General features: G+C 42.1%; 23 protein-coding genes. 14 read left to right on the forward strand and 9 right to left on the reverse strand.

The genetic code is table 11. From position 1 onward, the window contains the following. Positions 1 to 4: 4 nt before the first annotated feature. Both leuD and leuC read right to left on the reverse strand, forming a co-directional pair. The gene (gene leuD / locus C8N29_RS13385) at positions 5 to 652 is read right to left on the reverse strand and encodes a 3-isopropylmalate dehydratase small subunit (protein WP_107866577.1); all 648 of its coding nucleotides are present in this window, start codon (positions 650 to 652) and stop codon (positions 5 to 7) included. Between the two features lie 12 nt (positions 653 to 664). Further along, on the reverse strand, positions 665 to 2083 hold the full coding sequence (leuC, locus tag C8N29_RS13390) for a 3-isopropylmalate dehydratase large subunit (RefSeq protein WP_107866578.1): 1419 nt from the start codon (positions 2081 to 2083) through the stop codon (positions 665 to 667). A 145-nt stretch (positions 2084 to 2228) separates the two neighbouring features. On the opposite strand from leuC, the gene C8N29_RS13395 reads away from it, so the two are divergent. Together C8N29_RS13395 and C8N29_RS13400 are read left to right on the forward strand one after the other, a co-directional pair. Then, positions 2229 to 3113 (forward strand): LysR family transcriptional regulator, encoded by an 885-nt coding sequence (locus tag C8N29_RS13395; protein WP_107866579.1) that lies wholly within the window; start codon positions 2229 to 2231, stop codon positions 3111 to 3113. Positions 3114 to 3282: 169 nt separating this feature from the next. Then, positions 3283 to 4086 (forward strand): DUF2059 domain-containing protein, encoded by an 804-nt coding sequence (locus C8N29_RS13400; protein ID WP_107866580.1) that lies wholly within the window; start codon positions 3283 to 3285, stop codon positions 4084 to 4086. Positions 4087 to 4429: 343 nt separating this feature from the next. Here the strand turns inward: C8N29_RS13400 and C8N29_RS16770 are convergent, their stop codons facing one another. Then, entirely contained in the window at positions 4430 to 4573 is a 144-nt protein-coding gene (locus tag C8N29_RS16770; RefSeq protein ID WP_170106993.1) for a hypothetical protein, read from the reverse strand. Between the two features lie 144 nt (positions 4574 to 4717). On the opposite strand from C8N29_RS16770, the gene C8N29_RS13405 reads away from it, so the two are divergent. The 7 genes from C8N29_RS13405 to cydX all read left to right on the forward strand — a co-directional run bounded on the left by C8N29_RS13405 (position 4718) and on the right by cydX (position 12441). Continuing rightward, entirely contained in the window at positions 4718 to 4921 is a 204-nt protein-coding gene (locus C8N29_RS13405; protein ID WP_107866581.1) for a YgaP family membrane protein, read from the forward strand. Between the two features lie 14 nt (positions 4922 to 4935). Continuing rightward, a complete protein-coding gene (locus tag C8N29_RS13410; protein ID WP_107866582.1) occupies positions 4936 to 5940 on the forward strand; it encodes an efflux RND transporter periplasmic adaptor subunit in 1005 nt (334 codons plus the stop codon). A 4-nt stretch (positions 5941 to 5944) separates the two neighbouring features. Then, positions 5945 to 9151, forward strand: coding sequence for an efflux RND transporter permease subunit (locus tag C8N29_RS13415; RefSeq protein ID WP_107866583.1), 3207 nt, complete (start codon positions 5945 to 5947; stop codon positions 9149 to 9151). 235 nt (positions 9152 to 9386) lie between these two features. After that, a complete protein-coding gene (gene cydP / locus C8N29_RS17440) occupies positions 9387 to 9584 on the forward strand; it encodes a cytochrome oxidase putative small subunit CydP (protein WP_420836670.1) in 198 nt (65 codons plus the stop codon). Continuing rightward, positions 9581 to 11152: a cytochrome ubiquinol oxidase subunit I gene (locus C8N29_RS13420; RefSeq protein WP_107866584.1), complete on the forward strand. Its 1572-nt coding sequence runs from the start codon at positions 9581 to 9583 to the stop codon at positions 11150 to 11152. The genes cydP and C8N29_RS13420 overlap by 4 nt, the downstream gene beginning before the upstream one ends. Next, a complete protein-coding gene (gene cydB / locus C8N29_RS13425) occupies positions 11145 to 12281 on the forward strand; it encodes a cytochrome d ubiquinol oxidase subunit II (RefSeq protein ID WP_107866585.1) in 1137 nt (378 codons plus the stop codon). Before C8N29_RS13420 ends, cydB begins: the two co-directional genes overlap by 8 nt. 10 nt (positions 12282 to 12291) lie before the next feature. Further along, positions 12292 to 12441, forward strand: a complete 150-nt coding sequence (gene cydX, locus C8N29_RS13430; protein ID WP_107866586.1) for a cytochrome bd-I oxidase subunit CydX — start codon at positions 12292 to 12294, stop codon at positions 12439 to 12441. Between the two features lie 70 nt (positions 12442 to 12511). On the opposite strand, the gene C8N29_RS13435 is transcribed toward cydX, so the two are convergent. The 3 genes from C8N29_RS13435 to C8N29_RS13445 form a co-directional block, all read right to left on the reverse strand. Continuing rightward, positions 12512 to 12784, reverse strand: coding sequence for a metal-sensing transcriptional repressor (locus tag C8N29_RS13435; protein ID WP_107866587.1), 273 nt, complete (start codon positions 12782 to 12784; stop codon positions 12512 to 12514). Positions 12785 to 12830: 46 nt separating this feature from the next. Next, entirely contained in the window at positions 12831 to 13982 is a 1152-nt protein-coding gene (locus C8N29_RS13440) for an MFS transporter (protein ID WP_107866588.1), read from the reverse strand. 277 nt (positions 13983 to 14259) lie between these two features. Then, positions 14260 to 14718, reverse strand: coding sequence for a hotdog fold domain-containing protein (locus C8N29_RS13445; RefSeq protein ID WP_204509361.1), 459 nt, complete (start codon positions 14716 to 14718; stop codon positions 14260 to 14262). A 58-nt stretch (positions 14719 to 14776) separates the two neighbouring features. Here C8N29_RS13445 and C8N29_RS13450 point away from each other — a divergent pair, with 58 nt between their 5' ends. Further along, positions 14777 to 15367 carry a TetR/AcrR family transcriptional regulator gene (locus C8N29_RS13450; protein WP_107866590.1) on the forward strand — a complete coding sequence of 197 codons (591 nt, stop codon included), beginning with the start codon at positions 14777 to 14779 and terminating at the stop codon, positions 15365 to 15367. Between the two features lie 51 nt (positions 15368 to 15418). On the opposite strand, the gene aroC is transcribed toward C8N29_RS13450, so the two are convergent. Both aroC and prmB read right to left on the reverse strand, forming a co-directional pair. After that, positions 15419 to 16510 (reverse strand): chorismate synthase, encoded by a 1092-nt coding sequence (gene aroC, locus C8N29_RS13455; protein ID WP_107866591.1) that lies wholly within the window; start codon positions 16508 to 16510, stop codon positions 15419 to 15421. Beyond that, positions 16511 to 17458, reverse strand: a complete 948-nt coding sequence (gene prmB, locus C8N29_RS13460) for a 50S ribosomal protein L3 N(5)-glutamine methyltransferase (protein WP_420836671.1) — start codon at positions 17456 to 17458, stop codon at positions 16511 to 16513. A gap of 159 nt (positions 17459 to 17617) precedes the next feature. Here prmB and C8N29_RS13465 point away from each other — a divergent pair, with 159 nt between their 5' ends. The 3 genes from C8N29_RS13465 (at position 17618) to folE (ending at position 21802) form a co-directional block, all read left to right on the forward strand. After that, positions 17618 to 18301 carry a Smr/MutS family protein gene (locus C8N29_RS13465; RefSeq protein WP_239987171.1) on the forward strand — a complete coding sequence of 228 codons (684 nt, stop codon included), beginning with the start codon at positions 17618 to 17620 and terminating at the stop codon, positions 18299 to 18301. A 66-nt stretch (positions 18302 to 18367) separates the two neighbouring features. Then, positions 18368 to 20809, forward strand: coding sequence for a hybrid sensor histidine kinase/response regulator (locus tag C8N29_RS13470; protein ID WP_170106994.1), 2442 nt, complete (start codon positions 18368 to 18370; stop codon positions 20807 to 20809). 450 nt (positions 20810 to 21259) lie between these two features. Next, on the forward strand, positions 21260 to 21802 hold the full coding sequence (folE, locus tag C8N29_RS13475) for a GTP cyclohydrolase I FolE (protein ID WP_107866594.1): 543 nt from the start codon (positions 21260 to 21262) through the stop codon (positions 21800 to 21802). 122 nt (positions 21803 to 21924) lie between these two features. Here folE and C8N29_RS13480 read toward each other — a convergent pair whose 3' ends face one another. Then, on the reverse strand, positions 21925 to 22719 hold the full coding sequence (locus C8N29_RS13480) for an alpha/beta fold hydrolase (protein ID WP_107866595.1): 795 nt from the start codon (positions 22717 to 22719) through the stop codon (positions 21925 to 21927). Between the two features lie 221 nt (positions 22720 to 22940). On the opposite strand from C8N29_RS13480, the gene C8N29_RS13485 reads away from it, so the two are divergent. Beyond that, positions 22941 to 23276 (forward strand): hypothetical protein, encoded by a 336-nt coding sequence (locus C8N29_RS13485; RefSeq protein WP_107866596.1) that lies wholly within the window; start codon positions 22941 to 22943, stop codon positions 23274 to 23276. The last annotated feature ends 87 nt before the right edge of the window (positions 23277 to 23363 follow it).

Below are 23363 nucleotides of genomic sequence, written 5' to 3' on the forward strand. Positions count from 1 at the left end.
GTACTTATCTCAAAGCATTAAATACCCATGGACGAGCCACTTTAGCTTTAGCTTCAAAGGCACGAATGTCTTCGGCTGCTTGTAACGTTAAACCAATATCGTCCAAACCATTTAACAAGCAATGACGACGGAAAGCATCGACTTCAAAGCTAAATGCTTCGCCATTGGGGCGAATCACTTGTTGCTTGGCTAAATCTACTGTTAACTGATAGCCTTCGTTGGCTTCACATTCTTTAAATAAAATATCAACTTGTTCTTCGCTTAATACCACAGGTAATAAGCCATTTTTGAAACAGTTGTTAAAGAAAATATCCGCAAAACTTGGCGCAATAACCGCTCTAAAACCATATTCATCTAATGCCCAAGGTGCATGTTCACGGCTAGAGCCACAACCAAAATTTTGGCGTGCCAATAACACTTGTGCGCCTTGATAACGGGCTTGATTTAACACAAACTCGGTATTGATGGGGCGTTTGCTACAATCTTGATTAGGATAACCCTCATCCAAATAACGCCATTCATCAAACAAATTCACACCAAAACCAATGCGTTTAATCGACTTCAAAAACTGCTTAGGAATGATTTGGTCAGTATCGACGTTTGCGCGGTCTAAAGGCGCAACCAAACCAGTTAATACGGTAAATGCTTGCATAATGTTATCCTCTTAGAAGCCACGAACATCAACAAAATGACCTGCAATCGCCGCCGCCGCCGCCATCGCTGGGCTGACTAAATGCGTACGACCACCATTGCCTTGACGACCTTCAAAGTTACGGTTTGAGGTTGAAGCACAATGCTCACCAGACAATAATTTGTCAGCATTCATCGCCAAACACATGGAGCAACCAGGTTCACGCCATTCAAAACCGGCTTCGGTAAAGATTTTGTCTAAACCTTCGGCCTCGGCTTGTTTTTTTACCAAACCAGAACCTGCAACCACCATGGCTTGTTTGACGGTATTGGCCACTTTACGGCCTTTAATCACTGCCGCCGCAGAACGCAAATCTTCAATCCGTGAGTTGGTACAAGAACCAATAAACACACGATCTAATTTAATATCGGTAATCGCTTGTTCAGGTGTTAAGCCCATATATTGATACGCACGTTGCCAAGAGCTACGTTGTACCGCATCGTTAGCACTGTCTAAGGTCGGTAATTTAGCACTAATGGGCAATACCATTTCGGGTGAAGTTCCCCAAGATACTTGCGGCTCAATGGCATTACCATCTAATTCAACCACCGCATCAAATTGAGCATCAGCATCAGATGTTAAGCCCTGCCAATAGGCAACGGCGGCATCCCATTGCTCCGCTTTAGGTGCAAATGGCTTGTCTTTGAAGTAAGCAATGGTCTTTTCGTCCACCGCCACCATGCCCACGCGCGCACCTGCTTCGATAGCCATATTACACACGGTCATGCGGCCTTCCATGCTCATGTCTCTGAACACTTGACCACCAAACTCAATCGCGTAGCCTGTACCACCTGCCGTACCAATTTTGCCAATAATCGCTAAAACGACATCTTTAGCAGTCACACCTTCGCCCAATACGCCGTCCACTTTGACCAACATATTTTTGGATTTTTTCTGCACCAAACATTGCGTCGCTAAGACGTGCTCTACTTCGCTAGTGCCAATACCATGTGCTAAACAAGCAAATGCACCATGCGTTGCCGTATGAGAATCACCACAGACGACGGTCATTCCGGGTAAGGTTAAACCTTGCTCTGGCCCTACCACATGGACAATGCCTTGACGCTCATCAAAAATATCAAACTCAACGACACCAAACTCTTTGCAGTTGTCATCTAAGGTTTGTACTTGAATGCGTGAAGTTTCGTCTTTAATGCCAGCAATACCTTGACTACGCTCGGCTTTGTCGGTTGGCACGTTGTGGTCTGGCGTGGCAATGTTGGCATCTAAACGCCACGGTTGACGCTTGGCTAACTTTAAGCCATCAAAGGCTTGAGGACTGGTAACTTCGTGTAATAATTGACGGTCAATATAAATTAAACAAGAACCATCATCACGTTGCTTGACTAAGTGGTCATCCCACAATTTGTCATATAAGGTTTTGGCTGACATGGCTATCTCCTTCAAAAATCGGTGTGCTATCACGGGCTATAGCAGCGAATGTTTGTATTTTATGCAAGCACAAACAATAAAACAATTTTATAATTTTTATTTATTTGATAACTTTATGGAATAAATAAACCCAGAGGATGTTTGTGTGAATACTGCCGATTTAGCCGCATTTATTGAAGTCGCACGACACGAATCGTTTACATTGGCTGCCGAAAAGCTCCATCTAACACAGCCTGCCATGAGTAAACGGGTCAATAATTTAGAAGAGACCTTAAACGTTAATTTATTTGACCGCGTTGGCCGTCGCGTACAGCTCACCGAAGCAGGACGCGCGTTATTGCCGCGCGCCAAACAATGGTTACTTGACTTTGAAGAAATTAAAAACAGTGTCGCCAGTTTACAAGGAGACATCAGTGGCATACTCAAAATTGGGACGAGTCATCATATTGGTTTGCACCGTTTACCTCCGACCTTACGTGCTTTTTCGCAGGCTTATCCACAAGTACGCTTAGATATTCAATTTATAGACTCCGAAGCCGCCTATGAATCAGTATTAAGTGGCGACTTAGAATTAGGCATTGTTACGCTGCCACCTGTAGCTGACCCGCGCTTGTTAACCGAAAAAATTTGGGATGACCCTTTAGCTTTTGTGGCTGGTGTAGACCATCCACTCTCACAGCAGACACACGTGCTATTGGCCGACTTAACCCAGCACCCTGCTATTTTACCGTCACTCAATACCTTTACCCGTCAAATTGCCGCCGAACTATTTCAAGCTGCTGGACTCAATTTAACGGTGACTATGACCACCAATTATTTAGAGACTATTCGGATGATGGTGTCGATAGGTTTGGGTTGGAGTGTGTTGCCTGCCAGCATGGCCAATGAAGAAATGGTGGTGTTGCCTTTAGCCGAAGCAGCAAAAATGCACCGCGATTTAGGCGTGGTGTATCATCCCCGTCGAACGTTATCGAGGGCGGCGAGTGCCATGTTAGCGGTGTTGCGGACACAAAATGAGTTGAAGCCTTAAGCAGATATGTTTACTCTGTTCGTTATGCAAAAAACATGATGATTGGTAGCCTGTGTGCAGTGTAACCCAACACCGAATTAATCATCATAACGTTTTGTTTTTCCTGTATTTTGCTACGCTACATACAGGCTACAAATATTTAACTTAATGCTGAAAAATGGTAGGAAATATGATAGCTAGAACCTTATTAGCATTATCTTTTTTAGGATTAGCGGCTTGTCAAACTGTCCCTCAACAAACCACCGTGATTGCTCCTCCCCATGCCAATATCAATCAACTCTTAACCGTTAGCCAATTTCGTACACCGCTTTTTTATTTAGAAGCACCACTGTATGACCCCGAAGTGAAAGAATGGATTCCACAAAAATTTTTAGATGATGTGCAAAAAAGTATTGATGACACCATAAATTATCCCTACACCGACACACAACTACGGTTAGCGCTTTCGCAAAAATTAAGCAGTACAGAAACACAGCAAGTGATTGATTTTTATCAGTCAATAACAGGCCAAAATATTTTACAAGCAGAGCAAAGTTTTAGAGAGCGGGTTAATTTAAGCTCAGATAGCACAGCGTTAGCAAGTGAGGTTATTAAAGCGACACTGTTATCAACCCTGCTGCATAATGTATTTATCAGTAGTGCGGATGCGGTGATTAGTCGTTTAGATAGTTATGAGTGTTTGGCGATTCGGCAAATTCCTGGTTCTAATATTGGTTTGTTAATGGCAAAACGTCATAAAGTGGCTTTTATGGAACGGCAGGTGCAACGTTCGTTAAGTAATTTATATTTGAATGTGAGTGATGTCGATTTGCAAGCCTATTTGCAATTTGCTCAAAGCGCGGTTGGACAAAAATATTTTAAGGCGCGTAATGAGGCAATGTTGAGTATTGGTAAGGAGTTTGGCGAGCGTGTGGCAGAGGCCATTGCCCCTGCGTTGCCAAATTGTATGGGTAGTTTTAAGGTGAGTTCGTAGGTTTGATGTAGCGAAAAATAGGATTTAAAATTAAGCATTTAATCCTGTTTTTTGTGATGCTTCTAAAGGCTACACACTGACACAAACATCATGTTAGTAGCAATTTTCGCATATTATATTCCAACAGGCAAACCCTCATCATTGTCAGGGAACAATTTACTCAATTTTTCAAGCTTCAAATCTTCTGAATAAAAATTTTCCGCCTTTTTATTATTAACCTCTACAATTCCACAGTTTCGTAGCCTCTGTGAAGTGCAACGCAACACAGGAGTAATAAACCCTGTATTCCGCGATGCTTCATACAGGCAACTTACTCAAGTTCATTACATAAGAGCAAATACGTTTAAGCATCCAACACAATTCTTGCCGAATCAGGATAAGAGGTACACAAATACACCGCATTACCCAACTGATTGCCCGCAATTTTGCCTTCTTTAAGTTTCAGATTACACCTTTCACCTACCCCATTTTGACAACTAGATGCCAAATTAAGCTCATCGTGATGGCAAACTTGCGATAGGTTCTTGACCGAGTTTTGGCGGTGCACAGAATATTTTGCTGCATCATGCTTGCCAATATACCATAGGGGGTATAGTATATTAACTATAAACAAATAACAGAGGTAAAGATCATGACTATTAATGCAGGCTTACGTTTGGTGGCAGGTACGTTTGTGATTATCAGCGTGTTATTAGCGCACTTTGTCAATCCGATGTGGTTTTTGTTTACCGTCTTTATTGGCCTCAACTTGATTCAATCGGCGTTTACAGGCTGGTGTCCGATGGTATGGTTATTAGGCAAATTGGGCTTTAAACGCGAAGTTGTGGTTAATTGATTTGGAGTCACGCCATGAAAACTGCTTTAGCATTAGCCAGTCTTACCTTAGTCACTTCGGTAGCGGCTGCCCCCTTAAAAACGACCACGGTAAGTTATCGTTTGGTGGAAAACACCTACGATACGGTGGCTAATGCTGAAGCAGAACGTCAATCAACAGTCAGCGCACAAGTGACTGGCCGTATTGTGAATATTTATTTTAGAGCGGGTGATAAAGTTCAACAAGGTCAAGCAATTATGCGTATTGATGCCGCCACCGCTAATGATGATGTGGCAGGAATGCAAGCGCGTGTGCGTGAAGCCGAAGTACAACGCGATAATTTACAAAAGCAATATCAACGGATTAAAGAATTGTTTCAGCAGCAATATGTCGGTCAAGCACAACTCGATAAAGCAGAAGCTGACTACAAAAGTGCTATTGCTCAAGTAAATACCTTACAAGCAGGTCTTAAACAATCAACAACTAACCGCAACTTTAGCACCATTAATGCCCCCTACTCTGGCGTGATGTCGGCATTGCATGTTGAAGTGGGTGAAATGGCTTTTGCTGGCAAACCATTGGCCACAGGTTATGATCCACGTTATTTGCGCCTAAGCAGTCATGTGCCTCAAAGCCAAATGTCAGCCATTCAACGTTATAACAAAGCCTATATCGAACTTAACAGCCAAAGCTCATGGTTAAGTGACTCAAAAATAACGTTTATTCCTACCGCTAATGCTCGAACCCATACTAGCGAAGTGCGTATTGCTCTGCCCGAAAATAGCTCAGTTTTACCCAATCAACTCGCCAAAGTACATTTTGTTGTTGGTCAAGAACAACTTTTAGTAATTCCAAAAGCCAGCGTGTTACAACGTAGCGAATTAAATGCGGTGTATGTGATTAAACCAAAACAAAAACCGCAATTACGTCAAATTCGTTTGGGTAAAACGCTGGCCAATGGTTGGGTTGAAGTGTTGGCAGGTTTAGAAGCAGGTGAAACCATTGCCCTTGAACCGATTGCTGCTGGGTTAGGAGTCTAAACTCATGGGTATTTCAGGTAAGTTAAGTCGCTTTTTTTTGCGCTCACAACTCACACCCTTGTTAGCGGTGATTGCCTTTTTGCTGGGTTTGTTTGCCTTAGCCGTTACACCTCGTGAAGAAGAACCACAAATTGATGTGACGATGGCTAATGTGATGATTCCATTTATGGGCGCAAAAGCCAGCGATGTTGAACGTTTAGTGTCTGTGCCTGCCGAGCAAGTGTTGTCACAAATTCAAGGCATTGAACACGTTTATTCGGTCTCTAAACCGAATATGGCCTTGTTAACCGTACAATTTAAAGTCGGTGTCGCGCGCAACGAAGCCATTGTGCGTTTATATGAAGCGATTAATAACAACAAAGATTGGTTAAATCCACAATTAGGCGTTGGCGAACCCTTAATTAAAACCAAAGGCATTGATGATGTGCCGATTTTGTCTTTAACCTTATGGCAAGCGCAAGGCAACAAAGGTGCTTATGATTTAGGCCGTATTGCCCATAGCATCGAATTAGAGCTAAAACGGGTTTCAGGCACTCGCGAAGTATATAGCATTGGCACATCACCTAGGGTATTAAACATTGAGTTAGATAGTGCACGTTTACAAGCACATCAGCTCAGTGCTTTAGAAGTCAGTCAACGTTTACAACAAAGTAATAGCTCCTTAAGCTCTGGCGACTTAGTGGCTAATAACCGTGTGACCCCTATTGAAGCGAATGATTTTTTGCGTTCTGCTGAAGATGTTGGTCGGTTGGTGATTGCGGTTAATGATGGCCAAGCGATTTATTTAAATGATGTCGCCACCATTCACGATGGTGCAAGCACCGCCAGCCAATACAGTTGGTTGGGGACAGGCATGGCTGCCGCACAACGAGGCATTAGCCAACAAGGTGAATTTCCTTCTGTTACTTTAGCAATTAGCAAAAAAACGGGCGAAAACGCGGTAGATGTGGCGGAGCGCGTGTTACAACGGGTGAATAGCCTAAAAAACACGATGATTCCTGCCGATGTTGAAGTGACGGTCACACGCAACTATGGTGAAACAGCCAACGAAAAAGCGCAAAAACTGATGCAAAAGTTGTTGTTTGCGACTTTATCAGTCATTGTGTTGGTGTTTATTGCGCTTGGCAAACGTGAAGCGGTGATTGTCGGTTTAGCAGTGTTATTAACCCTTGCCGCGACTTTGTTTGCTTCGTGGGCATGGGGCTTTACCCTCAATCGTGTGTCTTTATTTGCCTTAATTTTTTCGATTGGTATTTTGGTCGATGATGCGATTGTGGTAGTTGAAAACATTCACCGTCGGATGCAATTAGACAACAAGCCTTTAGCCGAAGTGATTCCTGTAGCCGTTGATGAAGTGGGTAATCCCACTATTTTAGCCACGTTTACGGTGATTGCTGCGTTATTACCGATGGCCTTTGTCAGTGGTTTAATGGGCCCTTATATGAGCCCTATTCCGATTAATGCCTCGATGGGCATGCTCATTTCTTTGCTTATTGCCTTTAGCATTACCCCGTGGTTAGCTTTAAAATTAATGGCCAAACATACCCCCACCAGTAGCCATGAAAGCCACGAAGTCCACTCCCCTTTAGAGCCAATCTTTAGAAAAATCATGACGCCTTTTTTACACCCACAACAAGGCCAAAAACGTCGTCATGGTTTGTATTTGGGCATTGTCGTATTAATTGCCTTAGCCATCAGTTTGGCAGTGGTGCAATGGGTGGTGTTAAAGATGTTGCCCTTTGATAATAAGTCTGAATTTCAAATTTTGGTTGATATGCCAACAGGCACACCTGTAGAAAAAACCGCCGCCGTATTACACGATTTAGGCGCGTATTTAGCCACCGTTCCCGAAGTCACTGATTATCAAGCCTATGCAGGTAGCAGCGCACCGATTAACTTTAATGGTTTAGTACGTCAGTATTATTTACGTGCTCAAGCCGAACAAGGCGATATTCAGGTTAACTTAGTGGATAAACATCATCGCCACCAACAAAGCCATGCCATTGTTAGTCGTATTCGTGCTGATTTGCAAAAAATTGCCAGTCAACATCGAGCGAAACTAAAAGTGGTTGAAGTGCCACCCGGCCCGCCTGTGTTAGCCCCGATTGTTGCTGAGATTTATGCACCAGACCAACAAAGCCAACAACAAGTGGCCACCTTGTTAGAAGCCAAATTTAAGCAACAGGCTGGCATGGTCGATATTGATAGCACGGTTGTCGCCCAAGCCATGCAAAAACGGCTATTGGTTGACCAAAACAAAGCCATGATGTTGGGCGTTAACTCGCAAACCATTACCCAAACGCTACAACTGGCCTTAACAGGTCAACAAAGCAGCGTGTTATTTGCCAACGATGCCAAATATGCTGTGCCGATGCGTGTGAGTTTGGCAGATAACGACAAATCACAATTGGCGAATATTTTAAAATTACCGGTTAAAGCTGATGATGGTTCGTTAATTCCTTTATCCGAATTGGTCAACATTAGCGAAGAGCCATCTGAACAAGCGATTTATCATAAAGACTTATTGCCAGTTAGTTATGTGTTTGCCGATTTTGCAGGAAAACTGGATTCGCCGTTATATGGTTTGTTTGCCATGCGTGACGGTTTAGCGCAATTAAACTTGCCCTATTCGGCCAAACTGACAGAGTATTTTATTCGTCAGCCTGATGATGCCTTGCGTGAGTTTGCCATTAAATGGGACGGTGAATGGCAAATTACCTATGAAACCTTTAGAGATATGGGCATTGCCTATGCGGTGGGTTTGGTGTTGATTTATTTGTTAGTCGTCGCCCAATTTCACTCTTATGCTATTCCTGCGGTGATTATGATGCCAATTCCCTTAACCATTATTGGCGTTATGCCCAGCCATGCTTTGTTGGGCGCACAATTCACCGCCACCTCAATGATTGGCATGATTGCCTTGGCAGGTATTATTGTCCGTAATTCGATTTTGTTGGTAGATTTTATTCAATTAAAATTAGCCGAAGGCATGGCCTTGGATGAAGCAGTGATTCAAGCTGCCAGCACACGCGCTAAGCCCATTATGCTCACAGGTTTAGCTGCTATGTTAGGGGCGTTATTTATTTTGGATGACCCGATTTTTAATGGTTTAGCGATTTCGTTAATTTCGGGTATTTTGGTATCAACATTTTTAACCTTGGTGTTAATTCCCTTGTTATATTTTGGCTTGCAAAAAAGGATTAAGGCATAACTGCGACATTATGCCACATAGAAAAACTCTTTAATTCTTATATAGTTAGCTTATCAAACAATACATGGATGTGGATGATGCTAGCTGTTTAGTGACTCCCGTCTACTCTACTGCCAATATCAAGGCATAGTAATAGACACTTAATAGCTCCATAAAGACCACAATTTTTGTATGTCTTTTATGAAAGTCATAGTATATTTAAGCAGGTTCGCTGCTTGTTGAGGATAACCTCACGATGAAAGCTAAAAAACTCTCTGCACTACAACGAGATATTCTTATCATTCTCGTTATCAAACTTTGTCTGCTAAGTCTTATTCGCCATCTATATTTTTCTGAACCCACTGCAAAACATATGCAGGTCTCTCCCCAACAAATTCAACAACAACTGTTATCCCCTTCTTCTTCTCATTCTATTCAGGAGTCAACACGATGAACGAAGTTGTCGAGCTGTCACGCCTACAATTTGGTGCGACTGCTCTATTTCACTTTTTATTTGTGCCGCTAACCTTAGGTTTATCATGGATTTTATTTATTTGCGAAGCCACTTATGTGATGACTGGCCAACCAATTTATAAAGACATGACCAAGTTTTGGGGCAAATTATTTGGTATTAACTTTGCGATGGGCGTGACCACAGGCATCACTCTCGAATTTCAATTTGGCACAAACTGGGCTTATTACTCACATTATGTTGGTGATATTTTTGGTGTACCCTTAGCAATTGAAGGTTTAATGGCCTTCTTTTTAGAATCGACCTTTGTCGGTTTGTTCTTTTTTGGCTGGGAACGATTATCAAAAGTACAACATTTAATGGCGACTTTTTTGGTTGCTGTTGGCTCTAATTTATCTGCGTTGTGGATTTTAGTCGCTAATGGTTGGATGCAAAATCCAGTCGGCGCAGACTTTAACTACACCACCATGCGCATGGAATTAAGTAGCATGGCCGATGTCTTTTTTAATCCAGTCGCACAAGTCAAATTTGTGCATACGGTTGCCGCAGGATATGTCACTGCTTCCATGTTTGTGTTAGGTATTTCGGCTTATTACTTATTAAAAGCTCGTGATGTTAATTTTGCCTTACGCTCTTTTGCTATTGCCGCCAGTTTTGGTTTAGCGTCGATTTTATCGGTGATTTTATTGGGTGACGAATCGGGTTATACCGCAGGTGAAGTGCAACAAGTCAAACTTGCTGCTATTGAATCTGAATGGGAAACACAGCCTGCACCTGCCTCGTTTACTTTATTTGGCATTCCCAACCAAGCCGAAGAACGCACAGACTACGCCGTCAAAATCCCCTATGCCTTGGGAATTATTGCCACACGCTCTTTAGATAAAGAGGTTAAAGGTTTAAAAGAGCTACGCCTTGAACATGAAGATAAAATTCGTGATGGCATGATTGCTTATGCGGCACTATTAAGACTAAAAGCAGGCGAAAATACTGCCGAAGTGCGTAGTTTATTTGATGCCCACAAAGTTAATTTAGGCTACGGTTTATTATTAAAAAAATATACCGCTAATGTCACCGATGCGACTGAGGCACAAATTAAACAAGCCGCTCAAGATACCATTCCGCAAGTTGCACCGCTATTTTGGTCATTTAGGATTATGGTGGGCTTAGGCTTCTTTTTCTTGTTTGTTTTTGCCGCGGCCTTTTGGTTTTTATCAACCAAAAACCTTGCCCCACAACGTTGGTTATTGTGGTTATGTGTATTTTCTATTCCCTTACCGTGGGTTGCAGCAGAAATGGGCTGGATTGTCGCTGAGTATGGTCGTCAACCGTGGACAATTAGTGGCATTTTACCCACCCATTTATCGGCATCACAACTCGATAAAAGCCAGTTGATATTTAGTATGTTGGGTTTGCTGGGTATTTATAGCTTCTTGTTTGTGATTGAAATGTATTTGATGCTCAAATATATCAAGTTAGGCCCTGCCAGTTTACATACAGGCCGTTATCACGGTGAAGAAAACCTGACCGAAGGAGCTAACAGCCATGTTTGATTACGAAACCTTAAAATTTATTTGGTGGATTTTGATTGGTGCATTGTTTGTTGGCTTTATCGTCACTGACGGCTTTGATTTTGGAGTTGGGGCATTATTACCTATTGTTGCTAAAACCGATGAAGAAAGACGCATTGCCATTAATACAGTCGGAGCAACATGGGAAGGCAATCAAGTGTGGTTAATCACCGCAGGTGGAGCTTTATTTGCCGCATGGCCTTTGATTTATGCAGCCTCATTTTCGGTGTTATATATTCCGTTAATGTTGGTACTATTTGCCTTATTTTTTCGGCCTGTTGGTTTTGACTATCGCAGCAAATTAAGCAATCCACAATGGCGACAAGCATGGGATTATGCCCTGTGTTTTTCGGGTGTATTACCCGCAATTTTGTTTGGCGTAGCAGTGGGTAATTTGTTTATTGGTTTACCCTTTCAATTTGATGACAATATGATGGTCAGTTATACAGGCCGTTTTTTTGATTTGCTCAATCCTTTTGCTCTGTTTTGTGGGGTGGTTTCTTTAAGCATGATTGTGTTGCATGGTGCGAGCTATTTGCATTTACGTGCAGATGGCAAAGTAGCAGAACGGGCGCGTATCGTTGCGATGATAACAGGTTTAAGCACCGCCACATTATTTGCGATGGGTGGCTTTTTTGTTGCCCAATTAAAAGGTTATCACATTAACCACATTCCTGATGTTAACAGCACACTCACCCCATTAATGAAAACTGTTGACCGTAGTCAAGGCAGTTGGTTGGGCTTTTTAAATGTCTATCCTGTATTGTGGTTAGTTCCTCTAACTGGTGTTTTGGGTGCATTATTTAGCAGTCTTGCCGCATGGAAAAAATGGACTGGTTTTGCCTTTATTAGCAGTGCCAAAACCAGTGCTGCTATTGTTGCTACCGCAGGGATTGCCTTATTTCCTTTTGTGTTGCCATCGTCCAGTCATCCTCAAAGTAGCTTAACCATTTGGGATGCAACGTCTAGTTATTTAACTTTAGAAATCATGTTTTGGGTGGTTGTGATTTTTTTACCGATTGTGCTGAGTTATACAACATGGGTTTATCATGTGATGCGTGGTAAGGTTTCTGAAGAAACCATTCGTGACAATCAACATAGTTTATATTAATAGGTGATCTATGTGGTACTTTAGTTGGATGTTAGGTTTGGGTTTGGCCGTATGTTTTAGTATTTTAAATGCGATGTATTTAGAATCTAATTACGCCTTTGGTCGCCGTACTGAAGAAGGCTCTAAACAACGTTTTGAAGACTTTAAAAACAAAAGCTAAGTGATAAAAAGCGTACTGCATTCAGTGCGCTTTTTTAATTTATATAACGTGCCTCAACCGACACTACCCCTCACGCATACCGCGTCAATAACTCTTTGACTTCTGTCATCCGTTGAGCCGCATCGCCTTGTTGCTCATCCAAGACATTGCTTTCAATCACACAGGCCAACATCTCAAAAAAAGCCTTATCTAAAGCACGACGCGCAGCCGTCATTTGTTGCAACACCTTTTCGCAATCGGCATCAGGTTGTTGAATGAGTTTTTGAATACCACGAATCTGTCCCTCTACGCGGGCAAGACGTTTTAACAATTCTGTTTGTTGCTTATTTTCAGGCTTATTCATGGTAAATCACCTATAATTTATATACCCCCCATAGTATCATAACTTATCAATTTTGCAGTGTTTGTTGCTGCCAAATCTTCACAATCATCAGCGCAGCAAACACACACACCCCAGCAGCTAGGCTATAAACCCATGTTGCGCCCCACGCTACCCAAACCATGCCTGTCAACCATGAACCTATCGCGACGCCTAAACCCCATAAAGCACTATAAACCGCTTGCCCCTGCCCTTGTTGGCCTGCATCAAACTCTCTAAAAATAAACTGCATCGCCACTGCATGAAACACCGCAAAACTAAAGGCATGAAAAGTTTGCACTGTCCACAATAACCACGGTACATCCACCGCCAGCGCAATCACCCACCAACGTACTGCTGCTAATAACAAACAAGCAATAATCAGTTGTAACTCTGAAAACTTGGCTAATAAACGATGCGTTTGGGTAAAAGCAATGACTTCCGCTAATACGCCCAATGACCACAACAAACCAATCGTGCTTCGGCTATAGTGGTGTTCTTCTAAGTACAAACTAAAAAAGCTGTAATATGGCGCATGAGACAATTGCAACAAAAAATGGGCAGCAAAAAAACTCCACAATAAGGGTTGTTTTAACAAATACAAAAAAGGCTTACGTTGTTTGCTTTGCGTTTGTTGCGGCGGCCTCGGAATAATATAACTGCATAAAGCGGCAACAATTGCCGAAATTAACAACAAAATCGGCAACCATTTAACACTGATTAAATCTAATAAATAACCAAAACCAGCCACCGTGGCAATAAATCCCAATGACCCCCATAAACGAATTTGACCATATAAGGCACGTTGTTCTTGCAAATGACCAATCGTCACTGCTTCAAATTGGGCTAAAATGGCATTTTGAAAAAAGCTATAGGCAAACAATACGGCGGCCATTAACCAAAAATGACTGCCCACAAAAAAGATGCCTGCCCAAAACACCGCCACCATGCTTGCACCTAATCTCACAAGCTCAATACGCTTGCCTGTGCTGTCAGCTAAATAGCCCCAAAAATTTGGCGCAAAAATTCGGGTTAACATGCCTATTGCCATTAACTGACCAATGGCTTTTTCATCAAACTGGAGCTGTTTTAAGTACAAACTCCAATACGGCATAAAACCGCCCAACACCGCAAAATAAAAAAAATAAAAAAGAGATAAACGCCAATACAAACTTGTACTCATGACTAGAGTCTATTGAACAAAATAAAGGTCAAATTATGCCGCTAAATGTCGTCTCGTCGTTAGTAAACAATCACTATCTTTGAGACTTATATTGCTATCTGTACGTTTTACCCACCATACCGAGTGAAGGACTGAGTATTTTTTACCGTTTGTTTACTGTAATTTTTGATTTTGTCTAACTAAAATAAAAAACAGCCCTCCTATTAGGCTAAGCCCCTGCTTACTTTTGCCAGATTTATGCACGGGATTAGTTTCAAATTTGAGGGCTTTTTTATTGCTAGCGTTTTTTGTGTTTTATATTCATGGTAATTTGTGCGGTAAATACTAGCTGTTTGTTAACGTCTCGTACTTCAATAGGCACCATGACGTCACTCGCTTGTGACCAATCAATATCAATGGTTTTTGCCTCCGCTACTAAATCAGTTTTAGCCTTTTTGAGATAACGCACGGTCATACCCGAAGGAATCCAACGGCTACCTCGCGGAATAGAAACATCCGTCAGCAATCCCCCTGCCAATTCAGCCATGTTACACATCGCAATTGCATGTACAGTTTGCAAATGATTTTGTACAGACCTTCTATTTTTTAGGCTAACTCGGGCATAATTAGGTTCAAGTTGTTCAACATGTGCGCGAATAGAGCCAAAATAAGGGGCTATTTGATTAAGTGCGATGCTAAATAGCCGTGTACCTAGGGGTAATTTTTGTGCAAAACGAAATAACTGTAAATTATTCACTCTCATTTCTCCATTTAAGCTAGAATTTAATTCTAGAATATTATTTTAGACCAACACAATGACCGAAATGACTACGCCAACACGCCCGCAAGCCATATTAGCGGCAGCTCTCGCTTGTTTCGATAAATACGGTATCGAAGGCACAACGATTGAGATGATTCGCCAAGAATCCAATGCCAGTGTCGGTAGTATTTACCATCACTTTGGCGGAAAAGATGAGATTGCTGCCGCGCTATTTATTGAAGGTATGCGTCAATTCGCTCAGCTATTGCGCGAGCGTGTCAATGCCGCACAAACCGCTGAACAAGGTATTAAAGCGATTGTCTATGCCAACGTCGAATGGATAACTGACAATCCTGCATGGGCGAGCTATTGTTTTCATCATCGAGGAGCGGTTAAACATGGCAAGGCAGCCGAAACCTTTAGTGCAGAGAATAAAGTGTTTTATCAGTTTATAGAGACGTGGTTTAGACCACATGTTTTAGCGGGCAGTATTAAACTATTTGCCCCCCCGCTGATGTCTGCCTTAATTATTGGTGCAACCCATGACTACGCACGTCATTGGTTAGCAGGACGAACGAAAACGACATTAGAAGCATATAAAGAGATTTTGGCAGATGCTGCATGGCAGAGTATTAAAAATAACTAGTATCTTTCTACTCTCGCTAATCCTCCCCTAAATGAGGGGAGGGAAAGTTTTTTAAGGTGCAATTGGTTTTAACGGCATCACCACATCGGCATTCTGCGCACGATGACGCAAAAAGTGATCCATCAATACAATCGCTAACATCGCTTCGGCAATCGGCGTGGCGCGCACACCCACACAAGGGTCATGTCGACCTTTGGTCAGCATTTCTATCGGATTACCTTGCAAATCAATACTTTTACCTGCGGTGGTAATACTGGATGTGGGTTTAAGGGCAATCGACACGACAATTTGTTGACCACTCGAAATGCCACCTAACACACCACCTGAATGATTCGCGGTAAAGCCTTGTGGGGTTAACTCATCACGGGCTTCATGGCCAAACTGTTCAACAACCGCAAAACCATCACCAATTTCGACCGCTTTCACCGCATTAATGCTCATCATTGCGTGGGCAATATCGGCATCTAAACGGTCAAAAACTGGCTCACCCCAACCCACAGGCACATTATCTGCAACCACACATAAACGTGCGCCACAGCTTGTGCCATCACGGCGTAATTGAGTAATTAATTCTTCAAACTTAGGCACAGCATTTTTATCACCACAAAAGAAAGGATTTTGATTGACATAATCCCAATCTAATTCAGTGGCTTTAATATGGGCAATTTGTTGCACAAAACCACGAATGACAATGCCAAACTTTTCAAATAAATATTTTTTGGCAATGCCACCTGCGGCAACACGCATCGCTGTTTCGCGCGCAGAAGAACGACCGCCACCCCGATAATCTCTAAAACCGTATTTTTGGCTATAGGTATAATCGGCATGGCCGGGTCTAAACGTTGTGGCGATATTGCCGTAATCTTTAGACTTTTGGTCGGTGTTTTCGATTAATAAACCAATCGGCGTACCTGTGGTTTTGCCTTCAAACACGCCTGATAAAATTTTAACTTGGTCTTCTTCTTTACGCTGTGTAGCAAACTGTGACGTACCGGGTTTACGGCGGTCTAAATCCAGTTGTAAGTCAGCTTCGGTGAGTGACAAATTCGGTGGCACACCATCCACAATCGCGCCTAATGCCAAACCATGTGACTCACCAAAGGTAGTGACACGAAATAATTGACCGATAGTATTACCTGCCATTTATAAGCTCTCCTGAAACACTGCTTGATATTGACGACATTGTTCCGCCGTTAACGCAAACACACCAGAGCCACCCTTCTCAAAATCAATCCATGTAAAAGGCACGTCGGAAAACTCTTGAGCTAACGCCCATTCAGAGTTACCTACTTCCACGACTAACAAACCATCGTCTGTTAAATGGTCTGCGGCTTGTGCCAAGATTTGACGGACAATATCTAAACCATCCGCACCTGCGGCTAACGCTAATTCGGGTTCTTTTTGATATTCATCAGGTAAGTCAGCCATATCTTGGGCATCAACATACGGTGGATTGCTGACAATTAAGTCATAACGTTGATTAGGTAATTTGCTAAACAAGTCAGACTCAATCAAATTAACATTTTCAATCAAGTTATGATGTTCAACGTTAACCGCTGCGACAGATAAAGCATCTAAAGAAATGTCTGTGCCATCAACAATAGCATCAGGAAAGGCATAAGCCAACGCAATAGCAATACACCCAGAACCTGTACATAAATCTAAAATGCGTTGTGGCTCTTGATTAATATAATCTTGAAAACCATTGTCAATCAATTCGGCAATTGGAGAACGTGGAATAAGCACACGTTCATCAACATAAAAGGGATGACCACAAAAATAGGCTAAATTTAATAAATAGCCTAAAGGAATACGCTGATTAACACGTTTGTCGATTAACTCAACAATGGCTTGTTTTTCGCTAGTCAACAATTTGGCATCTAAAATTTCGGGGTCAGCCGACCATTGCAATGACAAACTTTGCATTACCAAAGCACTAGCTTCGGCAAAAGGGTCTTCGCTACCATGACCAATATGCACATCAGCCGCACGCAAACACGTGACAGTAAAACGGATAAAATCACGAATGCTTGATAATTCGGCAACCGCCTCAGCAAAGGTGGTACTCGGTATTAACAGGGTGTCTTCCACGCCCACGTCCTCACAGAAAATAAGTCAAAGTAACTAACAATAAAACCGCTAATTGTAGCAGTCTTAATTGCCCAGTAGTGATTTCGCCGTAAATAAACATATAGGTTAAGGCCAAGCGATTGTATACTATGGCGATAATATCGCGTATGAATGGTCGTTATGAATAAAAAACTTCTCTCTGACTTTAAGAAACAATTAGTGCAAGAAAAACTCGCCGCAGAGCCTAAGCCATCGCCTGTCAATGCCCCTACCAAGTCACATTTATACAATGACGATGTTGATGAAGCCACCCTATTTGCCCAAGCCACTCAGGGCGTAAAACGATTAATCACCGAGGTCAAAGCGCCACCCATAAAACCAAGGCATGTTGCATGGGACACCAATATCATTGCCCGCCGCGCTGCTGCCGAAGGTGCTGCCGATACGCCCTACGAAGCACTTTCTGATACGGTCGCTTTACTCAATCCTGTTGCCAGTGAAGCGATTTTGAGCTTTAGACGTATCGGGATTCAACAAAGCGTGTTTAAGAAATTGAAAGACGGCCATTTGATATGGAAAGCGGCAGTTGACTTACACGGCTGTACGGTGGAGCAAGCTCGCCAAGCGATTTTACAACTGATTTATGATGCACAAGCCGAAGGTATCCATATTATTAAAATTGTCCATGGTAAAGGTTATGGCAACAGTCCTCAGTCGGGCTTATTAAAAACCTGTGTCAATGGTTGGCTACAACAACACCGCGCGGTCTTAGCTTTTCATAGCGCCCCCGCAAAAGAGGGTGGTAACGGGGCAGTTTTAGTGCTATTAAAGAAAGAAAATAAAAAAGCCGAAACGACGCGCTAGTCACACTCAGCTCCTGCGTGATGAAGATAGGCAAGGTATGTATCACATGACAAGGAAATGCTATCAATGAGGTATATGCTGTTGCCACGCATGTGTGAGCATCGTCCAAATTTTCTATTTGTTATGTTATGGCTTTTGTTATGGCTATTTGGTTTCAGCCAAAGCTATGCACAACAAACGCTGCTCATCAACTCGGATTTTAGTAAAGTCCGCCTCGCCACTTATGTAGACTATGTCTGTGACCCGTCTCATACACATACCATAGACACTATTCAGCAGGTAAAGTTTCACCCACTCCAACGTGATGAAATTTCATTTGGTTTTCGTCAACCCAGTTGCTGGTTTCGTTGGCAAATTCAGAATCAATCGTCTACGCATATTGATTTAGTATTATCCAGCAATTTTAATATATTTGACACGATAGAGTTTTATCAGCCAGATGGCCAACATTATAAAAAACAGGCGATTGGCGACAATGTCGCTTATAATACTCGCTTATTAGAAACCAGAACCTTAGCCATTCCTTTCGCTGTACCGCCCGAATTTAATCTCACCTATTATGTAAGAGCAGAAACCACAGGTAACTATTATTTACCCTTACGATTAAGCTCCTTCCCCATGTTTATCAAAACAGATACCCGTGAAGATACCTTAATTGGGATTTGTTATGGCATTGTGATTGGGCTATGTTGCTATCACTTTCTGTTATTGATTTTAACCAAAGAAAAAGTACAACTTATTTATATTGGCTATGTGCTGTGTACCTTGCTATTTTTTGCCACCGAGCAAGGGTCTCTATATCAATTTTGGCCAACAGCAACTACGTGGAATAATTACTCTGTCTATAGTTTTTCATTTTTATCACTGGCTACAGGCACGTTATTTGCTCGTAGCTATTTAAATACTAAAGCACTTCCCAGATTACATAAAACACTAAAATGGTCTGCTATTATTTTAGCATTATTTGCATTTTTACATATTTGGCTGCCTACTCCCTATATTGCAACGGCTAATTCCTTGATTGGCTTATTGGTTATTATTTCCTTATTTTTAGTCGGTATTAAACGTTGGCATGATGGTTTAGCGCAAGCCCGATTGTTTATTTTAGCGTGGGGCTTACTACTATTCATCGGTGCTGCCATGATTTTAATGATGCACATGGGTGGCTCCGATATTGCGCATACCTTACTGGGCGCACAAGTTGCATTCGCCGTACAACAAATTTTACTGTCAATTGCCTTAGCACAACGCCTAAAAACCCTACAGCAAGAACGAGACTATCAAGAACAAGAAATGTTATTAGCCAGAGCCGAGAGTGCCGCTAAAACCGAATTTCTAGCCCGTATGAGCCATGAAATTAGAACCCCAATGAATGCCGTTATGGGGGTAACTCAATTATTAGAATCTACCGACTTAAATCACTCTCAACGCCAATATACTCAGCTACTAAATAGCTCAGGTAAATTACTACTGAATATTATTGATGATATTTTAGATTACTCCAAAATCAATTCTGGCAATATTAGCTTAGAAGCCACCAGCTTTAATTTACCTAAACTGATTTCTAGTGTTTACGATATTTTATCGGCTAATACTGAAGCAAAGCCTGTACAACTGTTGTGTGAAATTGATTCAGACTTACCCCAATGGATAGAAAGCGACCCCACCCGTTTACGACAAATTTTATTTAACTTATTGAGTAATGCCTTAAAATTTACCCCCAAAGGCACTGTCAAACTACAAGCCAAACGAGTGGTACAAATCAATATAAAGACAGTACAAGTACAAATTATTATTAGTGACACAGGGATTGGTCTGACTAAACATCAGATTGAACATTTATTTTCTGCCTTTCATCAAGCCGACCCATCCATTACGCGTAAATATGGCGGCACGGGTTTAGGTTTGGCGATTAGTAAGCAGCTTATTGAGTTAATGGGCGGGAGCATTCATGTTCAGAGTAAAATCGGTGAAGGCACGAGCTTTATTTTATTATTACCTTGTAAATTAAGCACCGAAATTCTCACCATGACCAACCCCATTCTACCTGCATTACCGTGGTTAGAACTGGGTAAATTACGGGTTTTATTAACAGAAGATAATGCGGTTAACCAATTGGTACTCAGCTCATTGATTAAACAATTAGGTATAGACCCCATACTGGCACATAACGGTGAAGAGGCATTTGCCCTGATTAGCAAACAACATGACGCATTTGATGTGATTCTGATGGACTGCGAAATGCCTATTTTAGATGGTATTGCTGCCACCCGAAAAATTAGAGCATGGGAAGCCGAAAATAGTCTATCCCCTATTCCCATTATTGCCTTAACCGCCCATGCATTACCTGAATATCAAGCAAAATGTCTAGCAGCAGGGATGAGCGATTATCTGACTAAACCTTTAATGTTAAATGACCTGATTCTTAAACTCATTCACCTCTATCAGAAATCGGCACAGACACCTACCAATGCCTCATCAGACATACTATCCACAGCACCTGATTGATGTTTTGCTTCAGCCTGCACCAACGACAGTGATTCGCAGGTTTTGTCCAAGACAAAATCTATCGCTGTAGTCTTTACCATCCGATAAGATTAGGCTAAGGTTCTGCCCTCAATCGTATACAGCGCTTGGACTATGATACTAGGTTCTGTTGACGTTTTGATTGTGGTTGCGAAAGAGGGTATTTTTTAGAGGATACACGGCGTGAAGCGCGTAGTTTGGTTATTCTAAATAAGCGATGAACAACAACGTAGCCTCAAAAAATAGCTTTTTCCCTGTGGATTGCGTTAAAAATTGGCTCATTCTACGTGACAAAACAGGCCAATAGAACGACTATTAACTGCGTTTTGTGCCTTGCCTGAGTCAATTTTTATCAGCAACGTGGCTCACACGTAAAATATCAACAGCCCCTATACATTTTTTTATTACCTTTATCTGACCGAGAGTGTAACCATGGAACAAGCATACGCTAACATCATCACGGCTGTCGGCGAAGACCTTAATCGTGCGGGTTTACTTGATACGCCTAAGCGTGCGGCTAAAGCCTTTCAATACTTATGTAAAGGGTATACAGAAGACCTCAATACCATTGTCAATAATGCGATTTTCCCTTCTGATAACGACCAAATGGTGATTGTTAAAGATATTGAGCTGTATTCGTTATGCGAACATCATCTACTGCCATTTATTGGCAAATGCCATGTTGCGTATTTACCTGATGGTAACGTCCTTGGTTTATCAAAAGTGGCACGTATTGTGGATATGTTTGCCCGTCGTTTGCAAATTCAAGAAAACTTAACTAAACAGATTGCCGATGCGATTCAACAAGTGACTGGTGCTAAAGGTGTCGGTGTGATTATTGAAGCCAAACACATGTGTATGATGATGCGAGGCGTAGAAAAACAAAACTCGGTGATGAGCAGCTCGGTGATGTTGGGTCGTTTTCGTGATAACGCACAAACGCGTAATGAATTTTTGAGTTTAATCAAAGCCTAATACAAGTTAATCAGCACCTGAGCTCATGGCCGCTAGTGGGAACTCTAGCCTACCCAATAACTTGAATAACAAGTCAAACCAGACTTTCTCAGGTGCTGTCTATAGACTAAACCATCATAGACTTAGCTTGCAAGTTCAATAAAGGTCTTGCGGACTAAAGCGGCGGTCGCCAGTGGATGCTCTAACGGAAACATATGGCCACCATCGGTATAGATTAACTTGACAGGTTGTTGTTTAGCCAAACGCTCAGGACAACCTGTTTTTGCAAAATGACTTTCTTTGCCTACCACAATCGCCGCAGGGACTTTAAGACGGTGTCGATAACGCCACGGATTACTGGGTGTATGACGAAAAATGGCGACTTCTGTCGCGGCAGGAATCGTCAAACGTACACCTTCGGGGCAATCGGTTAAACCGTATTGAATATAATCCGCAAAACATTCTGCATCAAAAGTCTTAAATAACGCTTTATGTCTTAGGCTAGCGGCTGCCTCCGTACGGCTAGGCCAAACCTCACGCCGATTTTTACTTTTAGCCGCAGGGGTCATATTTTCATCCAGTCCTAATAATTTTGCAGCATGGAGCAAATAGGCACCCAAACCATTAATTAACGGCGGGTCAAGCATCACTAACCCCTTGAACAAATCAGGGTATTTATGTGCCGCCATATAACTGGTCATTGCACCTAATGAATGTCCCAAGACATACACTTGTCGTCCATCACTTTGTCGCAAAATAGAATCCGTCACCTGCTCGATTAAATGACTCCAGTGGGCATCAATGGGATAACGTGGGTCAGTACCGAGTAATGGCAAGGTCACCACTTGATAATCTCGCGCTAACTCATTTAATAATTTGCGATAACACGCCGAAGGAATACCATTAGCATGCGCAAAATGTAGAATCGGTTTAGGCATTCGTTCATCTCTTTACTAAAAATAGCCACTATGATTTCTCGTTAGATAACATGAGGCGTATACAGATGCCAGTTTTTTACGCAAAGAATGCGTTTTAGATACTGCTTTTACCACAATCACTGTCATACGCGCAGACGACAGTACAAAATGACGCATGTTTTTTTGCTCCATTCGCGTTACATTGGCCGACTAAGTCGTATTTTTATAGGTTCAACTTCATCATGAAAAAACTCGTCTTATGTCTAGTCAGTCTTGGTTTAATCAGTGCATGCTCACAAGAGCAGCAAAATAAAATCAGTCGTAGTTTACAAAACTGGACAGGCACCAACGGCGTATTAGAAATTTATGCAGGCGATAAGTTAGTTCGACGTTTTATTCAAGTAGATAAGTTGAGTACCGCAACAGGTACCGAAGATGGCGTCATTCGTCCCTACCGTTATGGGTATGGCGTTTTAGATGAAAATTTAAATATGGTCGTTGAAAGTACCGAAAAGAAGGTCTATTTTGAAATCAGTGACTACAGTACGGCGTATGTTTTTTTTGAAGCACCACGATAACTTCTCGCATTACACAAAGCCAATACGCGCCAATCTGGTTTAATTTGGCTTTGTGAAAATTAGCCCTATCCTTTTATCAAAAAGCCC

This window comes from Agitococcus lubricus (genome assembly GCF_003051055.1).
GTDB classification, from domain to species: domain Bacteria; phylum Pseudomonadota; class Gammaproteobacteria; order Pseudomonadales; family Moraxellaceae; genus Agitococcus; species Agitococcus lubricus.

Coding starts and splice junctions, on each gene's coding strand:
- leuD (WP_107866577.1), bottom strand. CDS start 652: ATGCAAGCATTTACCGTATTAACTGGTTTGGTTGCGCCTTTAGACCGC.
- leuC (WP_107866578.1), bottom strand. CDS start 2,083: ATGTCAGCCAAAACCTTATATGACAAATTGTGGGATGACCACTTAGTC.
- C8N29_RS13400 (WP_107866580.1), top strand. CDS start 3,283: ATGATAGCTAGAACCTTATTAGCATTATCTTTTTTAGGATTAGCGGCT.
- C8N29_RS13405 (WP_107866581.1), top strand. CDS start 4,718: ATGACTATTAATGCAGGCTTACGTTTGGTGGCAGGTACGTTTGTGATT.
- C8N29_RS13410 (WP_107866582.1), top strand. CDS start 4,936: ATGAAAACTGCTTTAGCATTAGCCAGTCTTACCTTAGTCACTTCGGTA.
- C8N29_RS13415 (WP_107866583.1), top strand. CDS start 5,945: ATGGGTATTTCAGGTAAGTTAAGTCGCTTTTTTTTGCGCTCACAACTC.
- cydP (WP_420836670.1), top strand. CDS start 9,387: ATGAAAGCTAAAAAACTCTCTGCACTACAACGAGATATTCTTATCATT.
- C8N29_RS13420 (WP_107866584.1), top strand. CDS start 9,581: ATGAACGAAGTTGTCGAGCTGTCACGCCTACAATTTGGTGCGACTGCT.
- cydB (WP_107866585.1), top strand. CDS start 11,145: ATGTTTGATTACGAAACCTTAAAATTTATTTGGTGGATTTTGATTGGT.
- cydX (WP_107866586.1), top strand. CDS start 12,292: ATGTGGTACTTTAGTTGGATGTTAGGTTTGGGTTTGGCCGTATGTTTT.
- C8N29_RS13435 (WP_107866587.1), bottom strand. CDS start 12,784: ATGAATAAGCCTGAAAATAAGCAACAAACAGAATTGTTAAAACGTCTT.
- C8N29_RS13440 (WP_107866588.1), bottom strand. CDS start 13,982: ATGAGTACAAGTTTGTATTGGCGTTTATCTCTTTTTTATTTTTTTTAT.
- C8N29_RS13450 (WP_107866590.1), top strand. CDS start 14,777: ATGACCGAAATGACTACGCCAACACGCCCGCAAGCCATATTAGCGGCA.
- aroC (WP_107866591.1), bottom strand. CDS start 16,510: ATGGCAGGTAATACTATCGGTCAATTATTTCGTGTCACTACCTTTGGT.
- C8N29_RS13465 (WP_239987171.1), top strand. CDS start 17,618: ATGAATAAAAAACTTCTCTCTGACTTTAAGAAACAATTAGTGCAAGAA.
- C8N29_RS13470 (WP_170106994.1), top strand. CDS start 18,368: ATGAGGTATATGCTGTTGCCACGCATGTGTGAGCATCGTCCAAATTTT.
- folE (WP_107866594.1), top strand. CDS start 21,260: ATGGAACAAGCATACGCTAACATCATCACGGCTGTCGGCGAAGACCTT.
- C8N29_RS13480 (WP_107866595.1), bottom strand. CDS start 22,719: ATGCCTAAACCGATTCTACATTTTGCGCATGCTAATGGTATTCCTTCG.
- C8N29_RS13485 (WP_107866596.1), top strand. CDS start 22,941: ATGAAAAAACTCGTCTTATGTCTAGTCAGTCTTGGTTTAATCAGTGCA.